The 22,143-nt window shown below is 60.5% G+C and carries 17 protein-coding genes, 2 tRNA genes and 1 pseudogene; 12 read left to right on the top strand and 8 right to left on the bottom strand.

Going from position 1 to position 22,143, the window contains the following annotated elements; translation table 11 throughout:
- Positions 1-147: 147 nt before the first annotated feature.
- Positions 148-867 carry a hypothetical protein gene (locus tag ACD578_RS10180; RefSeq protein ID WP_404292762.1) on the bottom strand — a complete coding sequence of 240 codons (720 nt, stop codon included), beginning with the start codon at positions 865-867 and terminating at the stop codon, positions 148-150.
- 212 nt (positions 868-1,079) lie between these two features.
- Between ACD578_RS10180 and ACD578_RS10175 the strand changes: the two genes are divergently transcribed.
- The 6 genes from ACD578_RS10175 (at position 1,080) to ACD578_RS10150 (ending at position 4,560) form a co-directional block, all read left to right on the top strand.
- Positions 1,080-1,658: a glycoside hydrolase family 108 protein gene (locus ACD578_RS10175; protein WP_404292761.1), complete on the top strand. Its 579-nt coding sequence runs from the start codon at positions 1,080-1,082 to the stop codon at positions 1,656-1,658.
- 104 nt (positions 1,659-1,762) lie between these two features.
- On the top strand, positions 1,763-2,185 hold the full coding sequence (locus ACD578_RS10170; RefSeq protein WP_404292760.1) for a hypothetical protein: 423 nt from the start codon (positions 1,763-1,765) through the stop codon (positions 2,183-2,185).
- Positions 2,186-3,361: 1,176 nt separating this feature from the next.
- Positions 3,362-3,856: a hypothetical protein gene (locus tag ACD578_RS10165; RefSeq protein ID WP_404292759.1), complete on the top strand. Its 495-nt coding sequence runs from the start codon at positions 3,362-3,364 to the stop codon at positions 3,854-3,856.
- A 187-nt stretch (positions 3,857-4,043) separates the two neighbouring features.
- A tRNA-Pro gene (locus tag ACD578_RS10160) sits at positions 4,044-4,120 on the top strand.
- Positions 4,121-4,157: 37 nt separating this feature from the next.
- Positions 4,158-4,463, top strand: coding sequence for an ETC complex I subunit (locus ACD578_RS10155; RefSeq protein ID WP_404292757.1), 306 nt, complete (start codon positions 4,158-4,160; stop codon positions 4,461-4,463).
- A gap of 20 nt (positions 4,464-4,483) precedes the next feature.
- Positions 4,484-4,560 (top strand) — tRNA-Arg (locus ACD578_RS10150).
- 20 nt (positions 4,561-4,580) lie between these two features.
- Here the strand turns inward: ACD578_RS10150 and ACD578_RS10145 are convergent.
- Both ACD578_RS10145 and adh read right to left on the bottom strand, forming a co-directional pair.
- Positions 4,581-4,961 carry a DUF779 domain-containing protein gene (locus tag ACD578_RS10145; RefSeq protein WP_404292755.1) on the bottom strand — a complete coding sequence of 127 codons (381 nt, stop codon included), beginning with the start codon at positions 4,959-4,961 and terminating at the stop codon, positions 4,581-4,583.
- Positions 4,962-5,022: 61 nt separating this feature from the next.
- Positions 5,023-6,540, bottom strand: coding sequence for an aldehyde dehydrogenase (gene adh, locus ACD578_RS10140; RefSeq protein WP_404292753.1), 1,518 nt, complete (start codon positions 6,538-6,540; stop codon positions 5,023-5,025).
- A 246-nt stretch (positions 6,541-6,786) separates the two neighbouring features.
- Here adh and ACD578_RS10135 point away from each other — a divergent pair, with 246 nt between their 5' ends.
- Positions 6,787-8,637: a sigma-54-dependent Fis family transcriptional regulator gene (locus ACD578_RS10135; RefSeq protein WP_404292751.1), complete on the top strand. Its 1,851-nt coding sequence runs from the start codon at positions 6,787-6,789 to the stop codon at positions 8,635-8,637.
- 51 nt (positions 8,638-8,688) lie between these two features.
- Here ACD578_RS10135 and ACD578_RS10130 read toward each other — a convergent pair whose 3' ends face one another.
- Positions 8,689-10,563, bottom strand: a complete 1,875-nt coding sequence (locus ACD578_RS10130) for a PHA/PHB synthase family protein (RefSeq protein ID WP_404292749.1) — start codon at positions 10,561-10,563, stop codon at positions 8,689-8,691.
- Between the two features lie 386 nt (positions 10,564-10,949).
- Here ACD578_RS10130 and ACD578_RS10125 point away from each other — a divergent pair.
- Positions 10,950-12,431, top strand: a pseudogene (locus ACD578_RS10125) (methyl-accepting chemotaxis protein).
- 37 nt (positions 12,432-12,468) lie between these two features.
- On the opposite strand, the gene ACD578_RS10120 reads toward ACD578_RS10125, so the two are convergent.
- On the bottom strand, positions 12,469-12,750 hold the full coding sequence (locus ACD578_RS10120) for a hypothetical protein (protein ID WP_404292748.1): 282 nt from the start codon (positions 12,748-12,750) through the stop codon (positions 12,469-12,471).
- 264 nt (positions 12,751-13,014) lie between these two features.
- Between ACD578_RS10120 and ACD578_RS10115 the strand changes: the two genes are divergently transcribed.
- Positions 13,015-13,212, top strand: coding sequence for a hypothetical protein (locus tag ACD578_RS10115; protein ID WP_404292747.1), 198 nt, complete (start codon positions 13,015-13,017; stop codon positions 13,210-13,212).
- Positions 13,213-13,276: 64 nt separating this feature from the next.
- Here the strand turns inward: ACD578_RS10115 and ACD578_RS10110 are convergent, their stop codons facing one another.
- A complete protein-coding gene (locus ACD578_RS10110) occupies positions 13,277-14,269 on the bottom strand; it encodes a phasin family protein (RefSeq protein WP_404292745.1) in 993 nt (330 codons plus the stop codon).
- Positions 14,270-14,350: 81 nt separating this feature from the next.
- Positions 14,351-14,548 (bottom strand): hypothetical protein, encoded by a 198-nt coding sequence (locus ACD578_RS10105; RefSeq protein ID WP_404292743.1) that lies wholly within the window; start codon positions 14,546-14,548, stop codon positions 14,351-14,353.
- 350 nt (positions 14,549-14,898) lie between these two features.
- On the opposite strand from ACD578_RS10105, the gene ACD578_RS10100 reads away from it, so the two are divergent.
- Positions 14,899-16,104 carry an efflux RND transporter periplasmic adaptor subunit gene (locus tag ACD578_RS10100; RefSeq protein WP_404292741.1) on the top strand — a complete coding sequence of 402 codons (1,206 nt, stop codon included), beginning with the start codon at positions 14,899-14,901 and terminating at the stop codon, positions 16,102-16,104.
- Entirely contained in the window at positions 16,104-19,250 is a 3,147-nt protein-coding gene (locus ACD578_RS10095; protein ID WP_404293775.1) for an efflux RND transporter permease subunit, read from the top strand. The genes ACD578_RS10100 and ACD578_RS10095 overlap by 1 nt, the downstream gene beginning before the upstream one ends.
- A gap of 34 nt (positions 19,251-19,284) precedes the next feature.
- On the opposite strand, the gene ACD578_RS10090 is transcribed toward ACD578_RS10095, so the two are convergent.
- Positions 19,285-19,659: a hypothetical protein gene (locus ACD578_RS10090; protein WP_404292740.1), complete on the bottom strand. Its 375-nt coding sequence runs from the start codon at positions 19,657-19,659 to the stop codon at positions 19,285-19,287.
- 147 nt (positions 19,660-19,806) lie between these two features.
- Here ACD578_RS10090 and ACD578_RS10085 point away from each other — a divergent pair, with 147 nt between their 5' ends.
- Positions 19,807-21,852 carry a prolyl oligopeptidase family protein gene (locus ACD578_RS10085; protein WP_404292738.1) on the top strand — a complete coding sequence of 682 codons (2,046 nt, stop codon included), beginning with the start codon at positions 19,807-19,809 and terminating at the stop codon, positions 21,850-21,852.
- Positions 21,853-22,143 lie beyond the last annotated feature (291 nt).

Below are 22,143 nucleotides of genomic sequence, written 5' to 3'. Positions count from 1 at the left end.
CGTAACATTCGATTGGAGGGGAACAGGCCCGGATCATTCGTTGGGGCGTCTTATCGCTACGATGATCAGCACTGGAACGCGGCAGGAAACGAGGGGGCGGCTGTTCTCTGGTACAATGCCCTTGATGCCGTTTACTAGGCCAAAGTCTTATTCCAGTGGCGTGAGAGTTTTTCCAAGATCCCAGAGAACCGCGGGATCATCCGGCTTGAGGAAGCGCCGTTGAAGATATCGCTTTAAGACCGTTGTTGGGCTTTCACCACGGAACTGCAAGGCGAGCCCAATCACTTTGGCTAACTGCCGGCAGACAGCACCGGTGCAATCCGATGCGATGTGCAAGCCTCCGTCGCTCAGATAACGCTTAAGGCCCCCCTGCCAAGTCTCGTATCGTCTCGGGATGCTCAGGAACGCCATTCCGTGTTCCCGGCTCGAAGACCGAAGGGATTTGTTGAAGAAGCGGCGGGCTGCGATGCGTTCCTTGAGACTGCCATAGACGGGATAATCGGCATTCTTCCAGATAGGGTCAGCCGGGGGCACGACGCCGCAAATGACGGCGTTCCGAACGCCGTGGCCTTGGCAGAACGCTGAAATGGCAGCCATGTAGCGGGAAGCTGTATCCTCGATCACTTTCTCTCTTGGGGAGCCTTGCTCATCTGCGACCTTGAGCAGATGGCACCGGAGGTCGATCTCTCCGAACACGAACACCGCCCAATCATCCGGGCCCAGGGTGACCTCATCCTTGACGAGAGATTGAAGCCCGTCCCGGCCAACGCGATGCATTGTGACCGGCCCCAACCAATGAATTTGGGCACCTTTAAATCGTTCGAACAGAAACTTGGAATGGCCGTCGCCGAAGACGTGCAAGGTCATAACGGTTTCTAGATCACCTATCCCTGCCAGATCAAGCGGCGCTTGCCTCGCTTCGGCGCGCCTTTTTCATATTCCCATTACGACGACATCATGACGGTAAGCCGTGCAGCTGTTGCTGCCCTGGCGCTGGCAACTGCTGCTCCGCCGGATGTCCACGCCACTGAGATCCCCACCAAGGCCGCTTCCGAGCGGCCTTTTCTTTGGAGCAAGAGATGACTGCTGAGAACTACCCGGCGCTGTTCGACCGGGCGCTTGGCCATGAGGGCGGCTACACGAACGACCGGCGCGACCCGGGCAATTGGACCGACGGCAAGGTCGGGGTAGGGGTGCTGAAGGGGACGAAGTTCGGCATCGCCGCCAACACCTTCCCGAACCTCGACATCAAGAACCTGACCGCTGCCCAGGCCCGCAAGATCTACAAGGACCTGTACTGGGACAAGGTGAAGGGAGATGAATTCCCGGCCGGCATCGACTGGGCCGTGTTCGACTATGCCATCAACTCCGGGCCCTTCCGCGCGATCGTCGGCCTGCAGCGGGCCCTTGGCGTGGCGGATGACGGGAAGATCGGGCCAGTGACCCTGGCGGCCATCCAGAAGGCGAACCCGCGCAAGCTCGTGAACGCGCTTTGCGACGAGCGGCTGAAGCTCGTGAAGAGCTTGAAGCACTGGCCAACCTACAGGAACGGCTCGAGCCGCCGGGTGTCCGAGGTTCGCGCAGCCGCTCTGTCCATGACGGACGCTCCGCCGACCTTGCTTGCCCGGGCGACATCGCTCCTCAAGCGAGTGGCCTGACCTATCCCCAGCCGCCGGGGCTAAGGCGGCGAATCCCTGAAAACCAAAGGACCAGACATGTTCAGACTTCTCGGCTTGGCCGCGCTCGCCGGCGCGGCTTTTTCGTGCCGGCGCTCGCGAGCGCGGCCGAAGGCACCTCCGTCGTCATCCGGTATGGTGACTACCTCGTCGAGCTCCCCCAAGTGGTCGGCAGCCTCGCGGTCGCTCTCTTCCCGGTAGCAGTGGCCCTCCTGCCGGCGCCCTTGCGCCTGGTGGTCTCGGCTGTCTTCGGCGAGCAACCCATCCGCGACGCCGGCGATTATGCTCTCAACGCGATCGAAGGCGCGGCCAAGGGCAAGATCCTCGCAGTCGATGTCGGCAACCAGGTGCTGGCTCAGGCCGTCGAGTACGCGGTGAGGGAAAGGGCTCACTGGCTGGTCCGCTTGCTCGGCGGTCCTGAGGGCATCCGCCTCAAGATCTTCCGGCTCCTGGATCACGATGAGCAGGCCTCCGCCGAGGAGCTCGGCCTCGCGGTTCCTCAGAAGTAACAACACCACAACCGAGCGGAGCCGCCCATCAGAGGTGGCCAGCTTATGGGGCAACAACGGTTCATGAGAAGATTACGACTGCCAGCGCCTTGGGCGCTGCGGCTACCCCGGCCTGGCTGCCATGGCTGGCCGATGTCTCGTAGATTTGCGCCACCGTTGCTCCGATCCTCGGCGTGGCGTGGCTGCTGTTCCAGTTTGGGCTCAAGATCCGGGACGAGATCCGGAAGGAATGACTACAAACGTCATTGTGACGCCAAGGTTGACGGGGAGGGTGCGCCTCCCGCGGCGATGATTTTCATCACCAAACGTTAGATCCCCCGCTGGCCTCAGGGCTGGCGGGGCTTTTTGCTTTGGCCGGCTCAAGGAAGTACGACGCCGTCAGTTTTCGAGTAGAGCTCACAGACGTTGATCATCATCTTGATCTGCCGGGCGCCGCACCGCGAGCAACTAAGCTCTAGGGTCATGTCAGAGCTCGGGAAGTTGATCCTGCGAGGAAGGGCCGAGTGGCGGCTGTGGAAACAGTGGACAGTGCGGCCGCAGACACGGGACACCGCACGGCCTGTTTGGAGTTGCAGTTATGCCACGACCCGAGACTCTGCTCTGCCGCACCTTGCTCCCCTAGCGGCAGGCAAGTAGACGATAAATTCGCCTGAAATGGGGGAGAAATTGAAAGAAGCATACGCGTCACGAAGACAAATTGCACTAAGAAGTCTAAGGGCTTCGATTTGTAGTCTCGGAGCATACATTTTGCTTTGGCAGCAGTCCGTCTTCGACGGTTCCTACATTCTCGTTGCTACTATAGTGTTCTTTTTGGCTATGACGAGCCAATCCCAACGCCTGGTCCAATTTACTCTCGGTGTCTTGTTCCTAATGGCCTTACTATCGGACTGGATGCTCAAGCTGAGTACCAATCTCACTTAGACCGATTGTCCAGGTGAGGACCGGAACTCGCGTATCTAGTTTCGTTTGCGGTCCTCACTCTACGCCCACGCGGACATCCTTCATCCGCCTCAGGAAGACCAATGAGGGAGGTTTGCGCTCAGCTTACGGTCCACATTTCGAATGCGCGATAACTGACTATAATCCCGCGATAGGTGCGTGAACCTTAACAACAGGAAGAGGATGCCGCATTCCGTAGACCCCCTATGACGCAAATCTAATCGACGGGGGTATGCTGTGACTATAGAACCACTCCAAGGATGGGCGAAATTCTTTAGCCTATCCTTTGACTTCATTCTGCTTGTTTCGGCTCTTGTGGGCGTGGCCGTTGCAGCTCAAAAGACACAAAGGTTGTTTATCGTACACGTCAAAAGATCGGATCGATCAATCTCGATATTGGATCTTAAAGCAGCGATTGCAAAGCGCATGTATCTCATTCTGCCGACGGCAGGATTATGCGTAGTCCTTTTCATCATGTATCGAATCGATAAATGGCAAAGTCTTGATGCCAGAATGGCGACCTTTATTGGCGTTCTTTCGGTTTGTTTGATGCTATTGTTTGGACCAATTTACGAGTACTTCCGCGATATCGAGCAGCGTGAGGACAAGAAATTCGGCTGGATCGGACGCCTGCTCAAATTCCACTGGGGGGTGAATCTAATATTCGCGTTCGCTTCTCTGCTGGCCTTCTTCTGGAAGGCGGCAGAATTCGGCTTCAAAATTAGGAGTTGACGCGGTTCGACGGTATCTTGAGCCATAGTTGAAATGCTTAGAACAAATTTGGAACATCCATGGGACTTTTTCCTGGGACTTTCGGTTCCACAAATGTCCCATGGGTTCCTTTTCGTTCCCTAATCGGAACCGGGGGCCTTGCGTATCGGTTCTCAAATCGCTAGAGAAACCAAGCTGTTGAGGATAACGGGGTGTAGCGCAGTCTGGTAGCGCATCTGCTTTGGGAGCAGAGGGTCGCGGGTTCAAATCCTGCCGCCCCGACCATCTTCACCGGATGAGTCTTGGAGAGAGTCCAAAACCAATGCCTGCACGGATCTACAAGCCCGCCAAGTCCGCAATGCAGTCCGGAATGGCCCGGACCAAGCAGTGGCTTCTCGTTTTTGAGCAGGACAAGCCCCGCGAGATCGAGGCCCTCATGGGCTGGACGAGCTCGGGCGATACCCGTCAGCAGCTCCGCCTGTGGTTCGACACGAAGGAAGAGGCAATCGCCTACGCCGAGCGCGAGCGCATCGCCTACCGGGTCGAGGAACCGCAAGAGGTCAAGCGGCGGACGATTTCCTACTCCGACAATTTCAAGTTCAACCGCGTCGGCCCCTGGACCCACTAGGCTGGGGCCCTCGGCCGGATGGCTCCGTAGCTCAGCTGGATAGAGCAGCCGCCTTCTAAGCGGCAGGTCGTAGGTTCGAGCCCTACCGGAGTCGCCATTCTCCCGAAGAGCTGATGTTCAGACTGGTGACCTCCTCAGGTTGAGGGCTGCCGCCTCCTCGTCCGTGAAGAGGCGTGACCGGGTCAGGAAACGGACGCCGCGGCCGTTCTCGAGGGAGAACATGCCGCCCTTGCCGGGCACCACGTCGATGATCAGCTGGGTGTGCTTCCAGTATTCGTATTGTGACGGGCTCATATGGAACGGCGCCCCGCCGATGGTGCCGAGGAGTACGTCCTCGTCCCCGAGAATGTAGTCGCCCTGCGGATAGCACATGGGCGAGGATCCATCGCAGCAGCCGCCGGATTGGTGAAACAGAACCGGGCCATACTCGCTCTGCAAGGTCGCGATCAGATCGAGCGCGGCAGGCGTCGCCGTCACGCGCAGAATATCGCCGTTCATGTGACATCTCCGGAGAATGGAGACCGGAGCACGGCAATCGCACTCCGGTCCATCGGCGTTATCAGAAGAAGCCGAGGGCCTTGCTGCTGTAGCTGACCAGCAGGTTCTTGGTCTGCTGATAGTGATCGAGCATCATCTTGTGCGTCTCGCGACCGATGCCCGACTGCTTGTAACCGCCGAAGGCCGCATGGGCCGGATAGGCATGATAGCAGTTCGTCCAGACGCGGCCCGCCTGGATGGCGCGTCCGAAGCGGTAGGCACGATGGCCGTTGCGGGTCCACACGCCGGCGCCGAGTCCATAGAGGGTGTCGTTGGCAATCGACAGGGCGTCGTCCTCGTCCTTGAAGGTCGTGACGGAGACGACCGGCCCGAAGATCTCCTCTTGGAACACGCGCATTTTGTTGTGACCACGGAACACGGTGGGCTTCACGTAATAGCCGCCGGCCAGTTCGCCCGGCAGGTTGTTGCGCTCACCGCCCGTCAGCACCTCGGCGCCTTCCTGCTTGCCGATATCGATGTAGCTGAGGATCTTTTCCAGCTGTTCGCTGGAAGCCTGAGCGCCGATCATGGTCGATGGGTCGAGCGGGCTTCCCTGCTTGATCGCCTCGACGCGCTTGATGGCCTTTTCCATGAAGCGGTCGTAGATCGATTCCTGGATGAGTGCGCGGCTCGGGCAGGTGCAGACCTCGCCCTGGTTCAGGGCGAACATCACGAAACCTTCGATGGCCTTGTCCAGGTAATCGTCATCCTCCGCCGTCACGTCGCTGAAGAAGATGTTGGGCGACTTGCCACCGAGTTCGAGCGTCACCGGGATCAGGTTCTGGCTCGCATATTGCATGATCAGGCGGCCGGTGGTGGTCTCACCAGTGAACGCGATCTTGGCGATGCGCGAGCTGGAGGCCAGCGGCTTGCCGGCTTCGAGGCCATAGCCATTGACGATGTTGAGGACGCCGGGCGGCAGCAGATCTCCGACCAGTTCGGCCCAAAGCAGGATCGAGGCTGGCGTCTGCTCGGCAGGCTTGAGGACGACGCAATTGCCGGCGGCGAGAGCGGGTGCGAGCTTCCACGTCGCCATCAGGATCGGGAAGTTCCAGGGAATGATCTGCCCGACGACGCCGAGTGGCTCGTGGAAGTGATAGGCGACGGTATCGTGATCGATCTCCGCGACCGAGCCTTCCTGAGCCCTGATGCAGGCGGCGAAATACCGGAAATGGTCGATGGCGAGTGGTATGTCGGCTGCCGTCGTCTCGCGGATCGGCTTGCCGTTGTCCCAGGTTTCCGCCAAGGCGAGGGTATCGAGATTCGCTTCCATCCGGTTCGCGATCTCGTTGAGGATGCGGGATCGCTCAGCCGGAGCGGTCTTGCCCCAGGCGTCCTTGGCGTCATGCGCCGCGTCGAGAGCCTTCTCGACATCGTCCTTGTCGGAGCGGGCAATCTCGCAGACAACTTTCCCGGTGATGGGAGAGGTGTTCTCGAAATAGCGGCCGTTGACCGGCTCGACCCACTGCCCGCCGATGAAATTGCCGTAACGGTCCTTGAACGGCGCATGCGAGACGCTCAGAAATTCAGGCTTGTTCATTGGTTTCCTCCCTGGATGAACAAGCGGGCTTCTGCAATTTTCGTGCCATCCCGTTGCTATGCCAGGACCCTTTGCTTTTGCAGTGCGGTAAGTTCTTGAAAAGGAACGAGCCGAGCCGTGGCTTTGCTTCTTGTTCTTCCGACGACTTCTTTTTGCCTTAGCTTCGCCTATCATGGAGCCTGTCGCGGAAAGAAACGCATCTGCAACACCTGTTGCAATTTGCGACACCGGGATGGGAGGACGCCCTTGTCGCCAGATGCAATCCAGCATGCCCGTCAGTATTTCTTCTCGCAGAAGGCCGTTCCCGGCGGGCTCATTCCGCAATCCATTCTCCGATCCTGGACCCGCTGTCAGGCACTCGGCCTCGAGGGCAGGGCCAACTCGCTCCCGGAGCCCCTGACGGCTTACGAATTCGCGCTCACGGCTGACGAGGCGGAGGCTTTCAAGCGCCTCTGCCGGCCGGAGGTCGAAGCGCTCTATGCGGATGCTCAAGCCACGGACAGTATCGTCATCCTCACCAATGCCTCCGGCCTCGTGCTGGACACCATCGGGAGTCTCGATTTTGCGGAACGGGCGGCTCGAGTCGCCCTGCGGCCGGGCGTCCCCTGGAGCGAGCAGTTCGCGGGAACGAATGCGATCGGAACGTCGCTTGCCGAGGGATGCCCCATCGAAGTGCGCGGCGCGGAGCATTATCTCGAATGCAACCGGATCCTGAGCTGCTCCGCCATTCCGATCATCGGCCCGCAGGGAAATGTGTTGGGCGTCCTGGACCTGTCGGGTCCGGCCGAGACGCATCATGCGCATGCGCTCGGCCTCGTGAAGATGGCGGCCGAACAGATCGAGCATCGGCTCTTCGAACAGGATTTTGAAGGCGCCGACGTTGTGCGACTCCATGTGGATCCAGCCATGCTCGGGACCTCGCGGGAAGGGATCCTGGTGTTCGAGGATGGGCGGCTCAAAGCGGCCAACCGGCATGGCTTGGCGCTTATCGGACGACGGTTCGATGCGATCGGCGAGGCCTCGTGGACGGACCTGTTCCGCGACCGGCTTGCCGCCCTGGCCGATAGCGGCAGCCTCAAGCGGGAGAACGGCACCAAGCTTGTGGGGCGCCTCGATGGGTTCAGGAAAGTTCCCGCACCGGCCAAGCGGATTGCACGACCTGTTCCGCCCGCAGTCCCAAGACCGATCTTCGACCTTGAAACGGCACAAGCCATTGCGCGCGCCGTCCGGCTGCTCGATGCAGCGGTGCCGGTTCTCATCCGTGGCGAAACGGGAACCGGAAAAGAGATCTTCGCCCGCGCCGTCCATGCGAGAAGCGCGCGCTCGGACAAGCCGTTGATCGCGGTCAATTGTGCGGCTCTGCCCGAAACACTGATGGAGGCCGAACTTTTCGGCTATCAGGCCGGTGCGTTCACAGGAGCTCGGCCCGGCGGATCGAAGGGCTATCTCCGTGAGGCCGCTGGCGGCGTTTTGTTCCTCGACGAGATCGGCGACATGCCGCTCACCCTGCAGACGAAGCTCCTGCGCGCCTTGCAGGAGCGGGAGGTCGTCCCGCTGGGTGGTGGGCGGGCCATTCCCGTCGATTTCATGCTGGTCTGTGCCACGAACCGGAACCTGTGGGACCTCGTCCAGGCGGGGACATTCCGCTCGGATCTCTATTTCCGCATCGCGCAATATACGTTCGAGCTGTCACCACTTCGCCACCGCTCGGATCGCGCGCAACTGGTCGACGAACTGTGGGATTCCCTTGGAGCAAGGACACAGCGAATTGCCCTGGCGCAAGAGTGCCGCGCGCAACTGGTGAATTATGAATGGCCGGGCAATTTCCGTCAGCTCGTCGGCTGCCTTCGAGCGATGCTGGCACTCTGCGAGCCGGGTGAGACGCTCACGGTCGACGCGCTGCCGGCGGATGTGCGCTTTGGCGTCACGATCGCTGAGAAGAACCCGTCTCCTCGTGAAAGGGCGCTGTCGACCCTGGAAGCCATTACGGCTACGGCCATGCTGGATGCGCTTCGGGCCGCCAAGGGCAATGTCTCGCTCGCAGCCCGTCAGCTTGGTGTCAGCCGCAGCACCCTATACCGGCGGATGCAGAGCTAAAACGCCGGTAGCATATCGCGATCATCGATTGCGCTCAGAAGGAGTGCCGTATCAGGCTTGCAGCACATAGGTGCCGGGCGCGTCGCAGAGGGCAGGATAGCCTCGTGCCGGTGCTCCCACTGCCGGTGGTTTCGTGAGTTCGCCGGAATGCGAAACCAGCCATCGCGTCCATTCCGGCCACCATGAGCCCTCGAAGCGCGGCGCGATCTTGATCCAGGTGTCGGGATCCAGGTAATGACCGACCGCGGATCGTGTCAGCACCTGAAAGCTTCCTCCAGCCCTGCTCGGATCGGCGACAATGCCAGCATTGTGACCACCGGTCGTGAGAAGGAATGTCACGTCGGTGTCGGCCAGTAAATGGATTTTGAACGTGGAGCGCCACGGCGCCACGTGATCCCGCTCCGTGCCGACCGCGAAGATCGGGACACGAATGTCGCTTACGGCGACGGGGCGTCCGTCGACCTGGAAACGTCCTTCGGCCAGATCATTGTTGAGAAAGAGCTGCCGCAGGTAATCCGCATGCATGCGATAGGGCATGCGTGTCGCATCGGCATTCCAAGCCATGATATCGTTCAAGGGCGTGCGCTCACCCATCAGGTAGTGCCGGATCAGGCGCGACCAGATCAGGTCATTCGAGCGCAGAAGCTGAAAGGCGCCGGCCATCTGCCGGGTGTCGAGATAGCCCTGGCTGCGCATCAGGTCTTCGAGAAAGTGAAGCTGGCTCTCGTTGATGAAGAGAGAGAGCTCCCCGGCTTCGCGGAAATCATTCTGTGCCGCCAGGAGTGACAGGGTTGTCAGGCGCTGGTCGCCGTCCCGCGCCATGGCGGCCGCCGCGATCGAGAGAAGTGTGCCGCCGAGGCAGTAGCCGACCGCATGGACTTTTCGATCGGGCAAGACGGCATTGACCGCATCGAGCGCCGCCATCACTCCGAGCTCCCGGTAATCGTCGAGACCGAGTTCCCGGTCTTCGGCGGTCGGATTCTTCCAGGAAATGATGAACACCGTGAAACCCTGGTCGGTGAGATAACGAACCAGTGAGTTACCAGGGGAAAGATCCAGGATGTAGTACTTCATGATCCAGGCTGGCACGATCAGGATCGGTTCTGGTCGGACCTCCTCGGTCGTTGGGTTGTACTGGATCAGTTCGATAAGGTTATTGTGATAGATCACCTTGCCGGGCGTCACGGCCACATTGCGGCCGGGTCGGAAGGCCTCGGTGCCGGCCGGAGGCTTCGAACGGACGATCCGCTCCCAATCGTCCAGGAAATTGCGAAGCCCGTGAACGAGGTTCTGCCCGCCCGTTTCCAGAATGCGCCTCTGCACAACCGGGTTCGTGGCGATGAAGTTCGACGGGGAAGCCATGTCGACGATCTGGCGCGTCATGAACTCGACGACGGCCTGATGCTGCTTGGTTACGCCGTCGACGCCTGTCGTGGCGTTTTCCCACCATTGCTGCTGCAGCAGGAAGCTCTGTTGGACGAGGTTGAAGGGCCACTGCGACCACTCCCGTTCCGCAAAGCGGCGGTCCTGAGGAAGCGGTTCGATGCACGGATCACCGGTGCCGCCAACAAGGGCACAACGGGAAGCGAATTGCGTCAGCCGCGCCCATTTGCGCGCGCCCCTGGTGGCGAGTTCGACCTGCTTGCCGGGAGAGATGGCCAGATGGACAGCCCAGTCCATGAACGCATCGACGATGGCCGCGGGCGACAGGCCGGCGGTGAGGCGAGCAAGGCCGGCGTGTGCGGTGTGATCGAGGGCATCTCGGAGCTGATGGAGTTCGGCATCATCCCAAGGCGCCGGGGAAGCTGATGGTGCTGAGATCGGAACGGTTGCTGTTTCCGCAGTGGCTGTCAAAGTCGGCAGTATGGCCGGTTGAGACTTGGAGGTTTGGTTCCCCTTGGGTGTGGAGGATGTACGAGCCGGCATATCAACCTCCCGGGCCTTGGATTTCATTCAAGAGACGAGGACTGCCACATCTGACAGAGACCGTCGCTTTGCGCGTTGCGCTCGATCGAAGGATCGTTTCCAATTTCGTCCACATAATGGTCATGCTGAAGGTACGAGGCTTGGCGTCCCAACAGCAGCGCAAGGCACTCTCGTCATCATCTCATAAGTCCGTCTCAGCAGAGCAAGCGGCGGGTCGACAACGATATATTGCGTCTTCGTTTCAGTAGAAGATGCAAAAACTGGTAAGCACAAATACTTAGTTGTTCACTTTACAGCTTATTATGATTTTGGCTCCACCATGACGTGGAAATATATGCGGAACCTTGTTGTTATTTTCGTCTCGTCCTGGGTGCCGGAGTCGATCCATGTTGGGTTTATTGTCTCAGTCGCAGCTTGAAGTCAAAGCTAAACTTGAAGCACTCGATAAGGCCCAAGCTGTTATTGAATTTAATCTCGATGGATCAATCATAGCGGCGAATGAGAACTTTCTCCGCACAGTGGGCTACTCCCTTCCGGAAATTCAAGGCAAACATCACAGCATGTTCGTCGAGTCAGCGTTTCGCGAAACGGCTGCCTATGCGGAGTTCTGGAGAAGACTGAAGACTGGAGAGTATCAGGCGGCTCGCTACAAGCGCCTCGGTAAGGGTGGCAGGGAAGTCTGAATTGAGGCGAGCTACAACCCTCTGCTCGGCCGCGACGGCAAGCCGTTCAACATCGTCAAGTTCGCAACGGACATCACCACGCAGATGGAGGAACAGGCGGAGCTGAAGGGACAAGTCGAGGCGATTGGAAAATCGCAGGCTGTCATCTCATTCGATCTCGACGGAAATATTTTCGACGCGAACGCGAATTTTCTTGCGGCGGTCGGGTACTCCCTTCCGGAGATCCGGGGCAAGCATCACAGCATGTTCGTCGAGCCAGGAATGCGGACCAGTCCGGAATATCTTGAGTTCTGGTGCCGGCTCAAGAACGGCGAGTTCCAGGCGGCCCAGTACAAGCGGATCGGCAAGGGCGGGCGCGAGATCTGGATCGGGGCCAGCTACAATCCTATCCTCGATGCGAGCGGGCGTCCCTACAAGGTCGTGAAATATGCAACCGATGTGACGCAGCAGGTCGGTCTTCTGATCAATCTCAGGTGCATGATCGAGACCAATTTTGGCGAGATCGATGCGGCTGTCGGCCAATCCACCCAGGAGGCGAGCTCCGCGAGCCAGGCAGCAACCGCCACTTCCAGCAATGTTCAGATGATGGCATCTGCGGCCGAGGAGTTGGCCGCCTCGGTGAGAGAAATCGCGCAGAGCATGGCCACCTCTCGCGTGGCGACCGATATTGCTTTCGCCGAGGCGAAAAGCGCGAACGAATACACGGACAAACTCTCTTCTGCTGCAGAGGCGATGGGAGGCATCATCAGCCTCATTCAGAGCATCGCCGGGCAGATCAACCTCTTGGCCCTGAACGCGACAATCGAATCCGCCCGAGCGGGTGAGGCTGGCAGGGGGTTCGCGGTGGTCGCAAGCGAAGTGAAGAACCTGGCGTCGCAGGCGGCCCGAGCGACCGAGCAAATCTCAACGGAAATCGATGCCGTTCGTAGCGTATCGAGCGGAGTTGTCGAGGCGCTCACGAAAATCCGCAATTCCGTTGAAACCATGCGGAATCACGTAGTGGGAGCGGCATCTGCCGTCGAACAGCAGAGTGCTGTCACACAGGAAATGTCCTCCAACATGCAGGATGCGTCCCATGCCGTGACACGCATTGCCGGCAATATCGGAACCATATCGGCGGCAGTCGGAAAGGTGTCCCTGGCCGTTGATACGACGAAGAACGCCGCACGTGTGCTCGCCCGGTAGAAACTTGCGCCCCCCAGGAGCAGCGTCGTAGCCTTTCTCAGATGAATGTCGTCTCGATCCGCTCCCGCAGGGCTGCGAGTTCCTGAATGTAGGGCGCCCGCTGCTCCCGGTGCTGGCGCCAAAGACTTGCGATCATCTCGCTCTTGCGCTCTTCATCGGCCGGGCTGTGCTTGATGGTCTCGAGGCTCTTCTCGAAGGCGATATCGATATCGGCGAGATCGGCCAGAACGGTCTGGAGCAGAGGCAGAATGTCCGGGGAGTAGACTCGATTTCTGTTCGGTGCCTTCTGGCGACGGGAATGCTCGACGTGTGTGGCCATAGCGTCCTCCGATGATATTCTGGCGGCGTGAGCTTCCTTCGAGCGGTTAACACAAGTTAAGATCATCACTTTGGTAAGGATGGGGCAGCTTGGCCTTGTATCGGTAGGGACTGCCCGAATTCTGAAAGAATTGTTCAAGGACCTGACCGGACCGAAATTGACTCCGGTCAAACGATGGAATGGAATTCCTACAACAGGATCGTCCGGTTCGACAGCTAATCTGTAGGAAGCTTCGGACTATGCGCAGGGGCCGTGGAGGCGCTCATGATCAGCTGGATCGTTCGGATATTGATGCTTGCAGCAGGTGTCGTCACGAGTTGGTTTGTCGCCAAAGACGCTCCGATCTTCGGAGTGGCTCAGGTGATGGTGGCTCTCCTCCTGCTCACGTTCATCGTGGCGGTCCTGGCTTTCTGGCCGCACCGCTGGACAATCGCCCTGAATCGTTCGGAGAAACAGCACTGACCGGATCGCCACGGGGCGTCATGGGCCCCTGGCTGGAAGCCAGGGGCACAACGTCGGTTGGGATTTAAGCTGCTCGGCTGACCCGCTCTGCGAGGTGTTTCACCTCGACTGTCGCAGTCCGGGCAGCTTCGTCCGCCAGCTGCATTGTGAGTTCGGCCATGCGCCGGCTGTTGTCGACGGTCTGCTCCAGATTGTCTCGGATGAGGGAGCTTTGAACCGCAACGAAGTCGTTCATGGTCCGGCAGCGGGCGAGGGCGTTCAACCCTTCCAGATTTGTCTGCAGTCGCTTCTGGCTCAGCTCAAACCATTCCCGCGACACGTCCTGAAAGCCTCGCACCAGGACAGTGTTGGATTGAGCCACGGTCTTCAGGCTTTCCGAGGCTTGATCGGTGAGCCCGCGGCCCTCTCCATCGGAGCGACCGAACATCTGCATGGCCTGACCTGTCGAGCGGCGGGCCAATTCAGAAAATACGCCGAAGCTGTTCTGCACGACCTGCTGCATCGATTGGGCAATGTTTTGGGCGTTCTCCGTCCCTGCCCGCACGGTTTCGCCGAGATCGTCGGCTACCCGCTGGACCGTATCGATCTGCTCGCGGGCACGGCGCGCCTCAAACCGTTTCGTTTCGTCGATCGCGGCCATTTCATCCTCCACCTTCTCGACAACAGCTTCCGCTTCGTCGTCGCTTAGAACCTTGAGCACGGCCGGGAGGAGTTCCTTCCTGTCATCGCGAATATGCTGCTGGAACACTCTTCTCAGTTCCGCCACCTTGGCGAGAAACTCACCATTGTTCTTCGGCATGCGCTCGAGATCGGTCAGAAGCGCAGTGGTCTCCACATTGTCGTCGAGGACTTGCCGGACAAGGTCCTCCATCCCATGCCGTCGAAGGACCGGCAGGAGATGCTGCTCCTGAAGGGTCGCCAGCAGCGTCAACTCCTCCTGCAGATCCGCGAACAGACGCTCACGGGTTTTGATGGCACTATCAGAGGTTGCAAGAAGTTTCTCGAAGAGATCCCGCGCCTTGTCGGGAGGCGTCTGATTGAATTTTCGCGTGGTCATCGTTCGCTCTCTGGGTTCAGTTAGGGCGTGATTCAACGTCGAACGAAGATGTTCCGGCGCTGAAGGGTGAAGGGATCCTGCCTAATGCTGAAGGCCTAACGGCCAGGGCGCAAAGAGGTTCGGCCGTCTCCACAGGACGAAATGGTCCTGAGCGGCGAGATCCAGGCTGGTGTCTTTTTCCAATAATGCAATTTGAGCTTCGATGGCTTTGAGCTCGCGCTCAAGCTTGGCTGTCCGGCGAGGCTCAGAAGCAATGGGCCTTCTCTTCTTGCTCTTCATCAAGCACTCCATGGTCCGGCGCAGCCCGCTGCCTTCTATGAAGAAGCGGACGGCGTACGGATGGCCATGATGGTGCCCCCTGCGATTTGTTCATTCTGTGTTTGGGGCGAATGATACCGGAGCGCAGCTGTTCGTCTGTCAGAAACCCGACACAACGGCAGAATTTGTTAACACAAGTTAATTTGCCGCAGGCGGCATGGAAGCAGCCCGGTCCGTCGCGGAACCCGCGCACGGTCAAGATGTTCATGCCCTAAGGGTGGAGATCTGCGGCCTGCCGTTCCCCCGTGATGCGCCGATGAAGGCCAGCCCCTTCGACGGGGCAGTTCGTCCCAAAGGATCCGGAGGGCAAAGTGGTCAAGCGCATCCTCCTCATCGCCGTGGCCGGTCTGGTTCTCGCTGCAGGCGTCTACTTCTTCATGTTCCGTTCGCCCCGAGAGACGTCAACGCGGCAGACGGCGGCTTCCGCGCTGCCGACGCCTCAGGTCGGGATCATGGTGGTCCAACCCGCCGAGGTGCCCTATCCGGTGGAGTATGCCGGCCGCGTCTCCGGCTTTCGCGATATTGAAGTCCGCGCGCGCGTCGGCGGCCTTCTGCTCAAGCGCGAATTTGAGGAGGGGGCGCGGGTCACGCAGGATCAGGTGCTTTTCCGGATCGATCCGGCATCCTACGAGGTCGCGGTGAGTCGGGTGGAAGCCCAGTTGCTGCAGGCCCAAGCGGCCGTTCGCCAGGCGGAGGAAAATTTCAACCGGATCGAACAGCTTGTCCGCCGCGGCGTCTCGACAGAGGCACAGCTCGAGGATGCGCGCTCCCAGCGGGACCAGGCTCGGGCTGGCGTCCAACTCGCCGAGGCCGAGATTCAGAACGCGAAGCTGAACTTGAGCTACACGACCGTGACGGCGCCCGGGACCGGGATCACGGCTTTGGAGTCGCCGCCCATCGGCGCACTCATCCAGGCGCAGCAGACGCTTCTGACAACCATCTCGCAGATCGATCCGGCTTATGTGAACTTTTCCTTCACCGACGAGGAGGGCAGGGCCTTCCGTGCCCTGAACGAGCGGCGAGAGAAGCCGATCTCGGAAAAGGATCTGACCGTCGAGCTGCAATATGCCCGGCAGGCGAAGTACCCGCAGGTCGGCAGGATCGATACGGCCGCCCAGCGGGTCGATCTGCAGACCGGAACGATTCAGGCGCGAGCGATCTTCCCGAATCCGGATGGCCTGTTGCTGCCGGGCCAGTTCGTCAGAGTGCGCCTCATCGGCATCACCCTGCCTAATACGATCGTCGTTCCACAGCAAGCGGTGAGCCAGGGGCCCCAGGGGCCACTGGTCTATGTGCTCGGCGAGAACGACATCGCTCAGGCGCGCCCGATCCGCCTGGGACCCGAACTGGCGGCGGGCTGGGTCGCAAGTGAGGGGCTGAAGGGTGGCGACAGGGTGGTCGTCGACGGCGTGATCCGCGTCCGTCCGGGCCAGCCCGTCAGGCCGGTGCCGATGGATCCCAAGGCCGCGCAGACCACAGGCACCCCAAACGTCTCCGCACCTGGGGCCCGGCCATGATCTCGAAGTTCTTCATAGACCGCCCGATCTTCGCGTCGGTCCTTTCCATCGCCATCGTGCTCATCGGCCTGATCGCAATGCGGGTTCTGCCCGTTGCGCAATATCCCGAAATCGTCCCGCCTCAGGTCGTGGTGTCGGCCACCTATCCGGGAGCGAGCGCCGAGACCATTGCCGAAACCGTCGCCGCTCCCTTGGAGCAGCAGGTCAATGGGGTCGAGGACATGATCTACATGCAATCGACCTCCACCGGTTCGGGGACCATGAGCCTGTCGGTGTACTTCCAGACCGGGACGAACGCCGACCAAGCAACCATCAACGTCAACAACCGTGTCCAACGTGCGACGGCCGTTCTGCCCGAGGAGGTGCGGCGGCAGGGTGTGACGGTAACCAAGCGATCGTCCTCGATCCTGCAGATCGTAGCCCTGTCCTCACCCGACCGGCGTTACGACACGATCTACATTTCCAATTACGCGCTCATCAACATCATCGACGAGCTGCGCCGCACGCCCGGGGTCGGCGACGCGTCGCTCTTCGGGGCCTCGGACTATTCCATGCGCATCTGGCTCCGGCCCGACAAGGTCGCGCAGTACAATCTGACGCCCGGTGACGTTGCCGCCGCCATCCGCGACCAGAACGCGCAATTCGCGGCCGGGCGCTTTGCGGAAGAGCCGACGCCAAGCCGGCAGGCCTTCACCTATTCGGTCACGACCCAGGGACGGTTCGCAGACCCGCGCGAGTTCGAACAGATCGTCCTGCGCTCCGACGAGAACGGCGGCGCGCTGCGGCTGAAGGACGTCGCGCGGGTCGAACTCGGGTCTCTCAACTACTCCACAATATCGACCCTGAACGGGGCCCCGACGGTGCCGATCGGGGTCTATCTTCAGCCTGGCGCCAACGCTCTCGACGTCTCGGGAGCCGTCGATGCGGCGATGAGCCGGCTCGCCCAGCGTTTCCCCGACGGCCTGCGCTACGACGTGCCCTACAACACGACGAAGTTCATCCAGGTCTCCATCGAGGAGGTCGTCAAGACCTTCATCGAAGCCATCGTGCTGGTCGTGATCGTGGTCTTTCTCTTCCTGCAGAACTGGCGCGCGACCTTGATCCCGCTTTTGGCCGTGCCGGTGTCCATCGTCGGCACCTTTGCCGGCATGTATGCGCTGGGATTCTCAGTCAACCTCCTCACTCTCTTTGGCCTCATCCTGGCCATCGGGATCGTGGTCGACGATGCCATCATCGTGCTGGAAAATGTCGAGCGCATCATGTCGACGGAGCATAAGCCGCCACGGGGGGCCGCCATCCAGGCCATGCAGGAAGTGAGCGGTCCCGTCATCGCCGTCGTACTCGTTCTCTGCGCCGTGTTCATCCCCGTGTCCTTCCTCGGCGGTCTGGCCGGCGAACTCTATCGCCAGTTTGCCGTGACTATTGCGGTATCGGTGGTGATTTCCGGTATCGTGGCGCTCACGTTGACTCCCGCCCTGTGTGCGCTCCTCCTCAAGGAGGGACACAGCGAACCGTGGCTGCCGTTTCGCATCTTCAACCGCGGCTTCGACTGGGTGACGCGCACCTTTACCTCCGGCACCGCCTTTTTCCTGCGCCACGCTTTGATAGCCCTTGTTCTCATAGGCGGAATGCTCGGGGTAACCTGGTTGCTGTTCGAGCGGGTGCCGGGCGGCCTCGTGCCGGCGGAGGATCTGGGAAACGTCTTCGTCGTGACGGCGCTGCCGCCTGCAGCCTCCCTCGACCGCACCCTCGACATCACCGCAAAGGTGAGCGAGGAGCTCAAACGCAATCCCGCCGTCGCCGACGTGGTGACCATTGCCGGGTTCGATCTCCTGTCCGGCGCTCAGAAGACCAGTGCCGGGGTGTCTTTCGTGACCCTCACGGATTGGTCGAAGCGGACGGACCCGCGGCTCGACGTGCGCAATCTCGCTCCGGCTTTCGCGGCTCTCAACGTCTATTTCCGTGACGGAGTCGTCTTCGGCTTCAACCCGCCACCGATCACGGGAATGAGCACGACCGGCGGCTTCGAGTTCTACCTGCAGGACAGGTCGGGCGGTTCTCTCGAGAGCCTTTCCCAGGCGGCGCAGCAGGTGATCCAGGCCGCAAGACAGCGGCCGGAGCTCTCGGGCGTCTCCACGACCTTCAACACGAACGTGCCGCAGTACCGGATCGACGTCGACCGCGATAAGGCAAAGGCGCTCGGCGTCCCGATCTCGGCCATCTTCGACACGATGCAGAGCACGTTCGGCAGCCTTTACGTCAACGATTTCGGCCTGTTCGGACGGACCTATCGGGTGAGCCTCTCCTCCGAGCCCGAGTTCCGAATGACGCCCAACGATCTGCAACACGTGTTCGTCCGCTCTGACAAAGGCAACATGGTTCCGCTCAATGTTCTCCTGTCCACCTCCCGCATCGTCGGGCCGGATGTCGTCGATCGATTCAATGTGTTCCCCGCGGCCAAGATCCAGGGCAATCCGGCTCCAGGCTACTCCTCGGGGCAAGCGATTGCCGCAATCGAGCAGGTGGTGTCGCAAAACCTGTCCTCCGACTACTCCATCGGCTGGACGGGATCGGCCTATCAAGAGCTGCAATCGGCGGGAACCGGGTCGCAGGGTTTCCTCCTAGGTCTCGTGATGGTGTTCCTGATCCTGGCCGCGCAATACGAGCGCTGGTCCCTGCCGTTCGCCGTCATCACGGCCGTGCCCTTCGCCGTCTTCGGCGCCATCCTCGCCATCTGGCTCCGCGGGATCGAGAACGATATCTATTTTCAGGTCGGACTTGTCACCCTCATCGGGTTGGCAGCCAAGAATGCGATCCTGATCGTTGAGTTCGCGGCCGAGCGCTACAGGGCAGGGGAAACCGTCTATGATGCGGCCTTGGATGCGGCTCGTCTTCGGTTCCGCCCCATCGTGATGACCTCTCTCGCCTTCATCCTCGGTGTCGTGCCGCTTGCAGTCTCGACGGGTGCAGGCTCGGCAAGCCGTCACTCGGTTGGTACCGGCGTCATCGGCGGTATGCTGGCCGCGACCTTCCTGGCCATTCTCTTCGTCCCGCTGTTCTTTCGTTTGGTGACGCGCGAGCGGAAGCCGGCGGACAAGGCAGCCGCGCCGGTCATGCCTGAAACTGCGCCTGCGAAAGAGGTTTAGAGTTGGAATGGGGCAGGCGATAACGCTCGGGCTGTCAGCGTTTGCGCAGCCGCTCGATGGCTTCCTTATGGGCGGCGGGATCGACATCGTACTCTTCCGCCAGACGCCCGATCTCGGCTTGCCTCTCCTCCACAGAGAGCTTGGGACTGAGACTTGCCACGGCGGCCAGGAAGGAGGCGCCGGCAAAGACCGGGTCGCGACGTCTCGCGGTCTGATCACGCTCCTTCTTCAACTCTACCTGACGCTGCTTATAGGTTTCGAGCGGTCCGAACGCCCGCAGGGCCCGATTGCGCAAGGCCTGGACCGGAAGGTCATGCTCGCCAGCGATATCCGGCAGGGCCTGTTCCGGATCTTCGCCGGCCGTCAGGGCTTCGGCAAGCTCTTCGAGTGCGGATACAAACGGATCCATGGCGGCCCCTTACAAATGGTTTATCGTCAACGGATGGTGATCCGTTCGGTTCTGCTCAAAGTGTTGCCCATGGCTCGGGCCGACCAATAATCCCTGTCATCGATTCTCGCCCACCTGATGTCACCAACCTGAACGGAATCCACCATTATGGCCGAACGGATGCAGGAGCGCCCCGACCCCTATCTCAGGCTGGAGGATGTGGAGGGCGAGGAGGCACTCGCCTGGGTGCGTGCTCACAACGAGATTACGAAAGCTGCCCTATGCGACGCATCCTTCGAGGCCGACAAGCGGACGCTCTACGAGATCTCGACCCGACCGGACAACATTCCCTTCATCACCAGAAGGCGCGGCCAGCTCTACAATTTCTGGCAGGACGCCACCCATGTGCGCGGCCTGTGGCGGCGCACTTCGATGGAAGAATACCGCACGGCGGAACCGTCCTGGGAGACGGTGCTCGACATCGATGCATTGGCCGACGCCGAGCGTGAGGACTGGGTCTGGAAAGGCTGCGGCACGCTCCAGCCGGAACAGCGCTACGGCTTGGTCAGCCTGTCCCGCGGCGGGGCGGACGCCGTCGTGATGCGCGAGTTCGATCTCGTCGAGAAGCGCTTCGTCGATGATGGCTTCGCACTGCCCGAGGCCAAGGGCGGTGCCGCATGGCTCGACAAGGATCAGTTGCTGGTATCGACCACGCTCGGCGCGAATGCAGCGACCGCTTCGGGTTATCCGCGCAGCGTCCGCCTATGGCAGCGTGGCTCGGATTTTCAGCAGGCTCCGCTGCTCTTTCAGGGCGAGTTCAACGATATCTACATCTCCGCATCGGTCGACTTGGAGCCGGGCTATGAGCGAATCTTCTACCGGCGGCAGATCACCTTCGAGGAGGGGATCAGCTATCTCGCGCAGGAGCAGGGTGATCCTTTACTTATCGACCTCCCGCTCGACGCGCGCTTCGATGTGGAGAAAGATTGGCTGATCGTGAAACTAAAGAGCGATTGGGCCCTGCCGGAGCGCATTTATCCGGCCGATGCGCTTCTGGCGATCAGCTTTTCCCGTTTTGTGGCAGGAGACCGCAGCTTCGAGATGTTGTTCGAGCCTGGTCCCAGACGGGTCCTCTCCGGGTTCTGGTGGACCAAGTCCCGGCTGGTGCTGACGGTGCTCGACAATCTGGCAAGCCAGATCTGGCTTGGCACGCCAGGTACGGACTGGCACCTGGAACGTCTGGAGGGGCTGCCGGATACCGCATCGGTTCACACCATGTCGCTCGATGCGGGTCAGCTCGAACGTACGGATGAATTCCTGCTGTCGATCTCGAGCTTCATTGAGCCCACGAAACTGGCTCTCGTGACCGAGGACAAGCGGATCGAGGTGCTCAAGGAATCTCCGCCAGCTTTCGATGCTTCGAACCTGGAGGTGACGCGGCACGAGGCTGTTTCCGTGGATGGAGAACGCATTCCCTATTACCAGATCGGTCCGAAAGAACAGGGCGGTCCGCGCCCGACGGTGCTCTACGGCTATGGCGGATTCTCGGTCTCCATGACACCGGGCTATCTCGGTGGCATCGGCAAGACCTGGCTGGAGCGCGGCAATGTCTGGGTCGTGGCCAACATCCGTGGCGGTGGCGAGTTCGGGGCCGCCTGGCACAAGGCGGGCATGCGCGAAGGCAAGCGCCTGTCCCACGACGATTTTGCCGCCATCGCCCGTGATCTTGTGAAGCGTGGCGTCACCACGGAAGAGCGGCTTGCGGCCTATGGCGGCTCGAACGGAGGCCTGCTCGTCGGCAACATGCTCACTCGCTATCCGGAGCTTTTCGGTGCGATCTGGTGCACGGTGCCGCTTCTCGACATGCGTCGCTATACGAGGCTGCTGGCGGGGCCTAGCTGGGTGGCCGAATATGGCGATCCCGAACGGCCGGAGGACTGGGCCTATATGGCAGGATTCTCCGCCTACCAGAACCTTGAGGAAGGGCGGGCCTATCCTCCCGTTCTGCTCGTCACCTCACGGCGCGATGACCGCGTCCATCCTGGCCATGCACGTAAGATGGCGGCGAAGCTCGCCGCGATGAAGCAGCCGGTATTCTTCTACGAGCCCGATGACGGCGGGCATGGGGCAGCCAACAAGGAGCAGGCGGCATTTCTCACGGCGTTGGGGCTTGCTTTTCTCAGGAAGACGCTCGCCGGCGAGGGGGACGTCTGAGGCGTTCTCTCATTCAGCCGGGGATAACCTATGGCAAATAAGGACTGTCTGTAGCCGTGGATCCCTTGATATTGCACCCTGCCGTAGACACATAGGAACGAAGGAAAGAGTTAGCGGATCAAGGCCTTAAGCCTGATCCTCCCGGTCTTGGCCCAAACCTGAACGGGCCGGGCGGCATCTCCGAGTGCGGTCCCCGAAAACATCTGAGCCTTCCGCGAGTTTAACCCTGGCTCATGCCAGAGCGGCAGGTGCACCCATGAACGAGGCCGGAGCAGCGACAAACGCGCTCCG

It is taken from the genome of Microvirga sp. RSM25, from assembly GCF_044784385.1.
In the GTDB taxonomy this organism is placed as follows: Bacteria; Pseudomonadota; Alphaproteobacteria; order Rhizobiales; family Beijerinckiaceae; genus Microvirga; species Microvirga tunisiensis.
This window is presented reverse-complemented; position numbering and strand designations above follow the sequence as displayed.